The sequence below is a fragment of the Halomonas sp. OfavH-34-E genome (assembly GCF_024124525.1).
GTDB classification, from domain to species: Bacteria; Pseudomonadota; Gammaproteobacteria; order Pseudomonadales; family Halomonadaceae; genus Halomonas; species Halomonas litopenaei.
Map to the genome: position 1 here is coordinate 1 of NZ_JAMXRY010000112.1, position 2,537 is coordinate 2,537.

Sequence of the window (2,537 nt, forward strand, 5' to 3'; positions counted from 1 at the left end):
CCGACGCTGAAGTTGATGTCGCTCTCGACGCTGGGGTTGGAATGATCCAGCGGCTTGGCCAGCACCACCTTGTAGATGCCGTTGGCAACGTCGGTGAGCTGGACGGAGATGACACGGTTACCTGTGTTGTCAAAGCCGACCAGCGAACGACCATTGCCGCTCAGCGACCAGATGACCGGGCTGCCGCCGGAGGTCAGGACGGGGAGGCCGGCGGTGTGCCAGCTAAAGCTGCCGGGGCCATCGCTGCCAAAGTCGTAGCCCAGTGAGCCGACCGCCGCAGTCCGTTCGCCGGCCACGTCATTGATGCCACCGGCGATGCCGCCAGGCAGGCCGTCTTCGTCGAGTACCGCCTTGGGGGGCGTGGTGTGGGGATTGCCATCGGTCTCCGGCGTGGTGGGGCCAGTGCCGCCGTCGCCGACCGCCACACTGAGGTTACCGCCGACCGTGCTGCCGTCACCGTCGGTGGCGGTATAGTTGATGTTGGCATTGCCGACAAAGTTCGGGTGGGGGACGAACGTCAGGGTGCCGTCGGGGTTGACGGTGACGGTACCGACACCCGCGCCGCCCTGGACGGTGGCGTTGGTGATGCCGCCGGGGCCATCGGCGCCGAACTGGTCGTTGCCGAGCACATCGACGGTGACGGAGCCGTCGTTGTCGGTGGTGGCGACGTCGGCGTTGGTCACTGGCGTGTCGTCATCGACGGTAATGGCGATAGTGCCCGAGGCGCTGTCACCGACGCCGTCGGTGATGGTGTAGCCGACGCTGAAGTTGATGTCGCTCTCGACACTGGGGTTGGAATGATCCAGCGGTTTGGCCAGCACCACCTTGTAGATGCCGTTGGCAACGTCGGTGAGCTGGACGGAAATGACACGCTCACCCGCGTTATTGAAGCCGACCAGCGAACGACCATTGCCGCTCAGCGACCAGGTGACCGGGCTGCCGCCGGAGGTCAGGACGGGGAGGCCGGCGGTATTCCAGGTAAAGCTGCCGCGGCCGTCGCTGCCAAAGTCGTAGCCCAGCGAGCCGATCGCCGCGAGCCGTTCACCAGCCACGTCATTGATGCCGCCGGCGATGCCGCCAGGCAGGCCGTCCTCGTCGAGAACCGCTTTTGGTGGGGTGGTGTCGGGATTGCCATCGGTTTCCGGCGTGGTGGGGCCTGTGCCTGTGCCGCCGCCGTCCGCGACCCCGACACTGAGATTGCCGGTAACGGTGCTGCCATCGCCATCGGTGGCGGTGTAGTCAATCGTGGCGTTTCCGGTAAAGCCAGGGTTGGGAACAAAGGTCAGGGTGCCGTCGGGGTTGATGGTGGCGGTGCCAACATCCGGGCCGCCCTGGACGGTGACACTGGTGAGCTCGCCGGGGCCATCGGCGCCAAAGTTGTCGTTGTCCAGTACGTCAACCGTGATGGGCCCGCTGTTGTCGCCTGCGGCGGTATCGTCGCCCGGCACTGGCATGTCGTCATCCACGGTAACGCGGAGTATGCCCTGCGCACTGTCGCCGTCGGCGTCGGTGATGGTGTAGCCGACGCTGAAGTTGATGTCGCTCTCGACATCGGCTCGGGGGTGATCCAGCGGCTTGAACAGGTCGACCCGGTAGGTGCCGGCGGCAAGATCGCTCAGTTCAATCGAGAGGACCTGCTGGCCGCTGGCGCTGGTGCCAAGAAGAGAGCGTCCGTCTGCGCTGAGTGCCCAGCTGACCAGGCTTCCCTGGGAGGTCAGTACCGGCAGGCCGGCGGTGCTCCAGGTGAAGCCGCCAGGGCCGTCATCGCCGAAGTTATAGCGTAGCCGGCCGGTGGCGATGGTGCGTTCGCCCGGGTAGTCATTGATGCCACCGGCGATGCCGCCGGGAAGGCCATCTTCATCGACCACTGCCTTGGGCGACACGGTGGCAGAGTTGCCATCCGTCTCGGGGGTGGTGGGGCCTATCCCATTGCCGCCGGAGATGACGATGTGGGCACTGGAGCTGAAGCTGTCACCGTCGCCGTCCTTGGTGGTGATGTTGAAATCGAGTGCGCCACTGGCATCGTTGTCGGCGCTGAAACTCCAGGTGCCGTTGGGGTTGACGACCAAGATGCCCTTGCCGGTATCGATCGGGGTGCCGAGCGGATACTCGTTGTCGTCGGCCTGGAGGTTGACGACGGTATCGGCGACGCCGTCGGCCCCGCCTTGCTGTGACCAGGTACCGGTGACGGTATCGCCGGCTTCCAGGCTCGAGGGTGCGATAACGGTGGTGGTCGGCGAGTCATCGTCGATATCCACGCCCAGGCGTGCAGTGGCGCTATCACCGTCACCATCGGTGATGGTGTAGTAGACCGAAAAGATCAGGTTGTTCTCGATGGTTGCGTCGGGATGATCGATCGGGCCGAGCAGCGAGATGCTGTAGCTGCCTGAGGCAAGATCGGTCAGCCTGACCTGAAGTAGGGTGGTGCCATCGCTGGTAGAGGCGGACAAGGTCCGGCCGCTTGTGGAAACCTGATAGGAAAGGGACTCGCCGCCAGATGTCAGTGAAGGAAGGCCGGTGGTTTCCCAGCGAAAGGG

The 2,537-nt window shown here is 64.8% G+C and carries 1 protein-coding gene; it reads right to left on the reverse strand.

The window, feature by feature from the left end; all coding sequences use genetic code 11:
- The coding region (locus NH448_RS23325; RefSeq protein ID WP_253029586.1) for a tandem-95 repeat protein at positions 1–2,450 on the reverse strand (2,450 nt) is incomplete at its 3' end.
- Between the last annotated feature and the right edge of the window lie 87 nt (positions 2,451–2,537).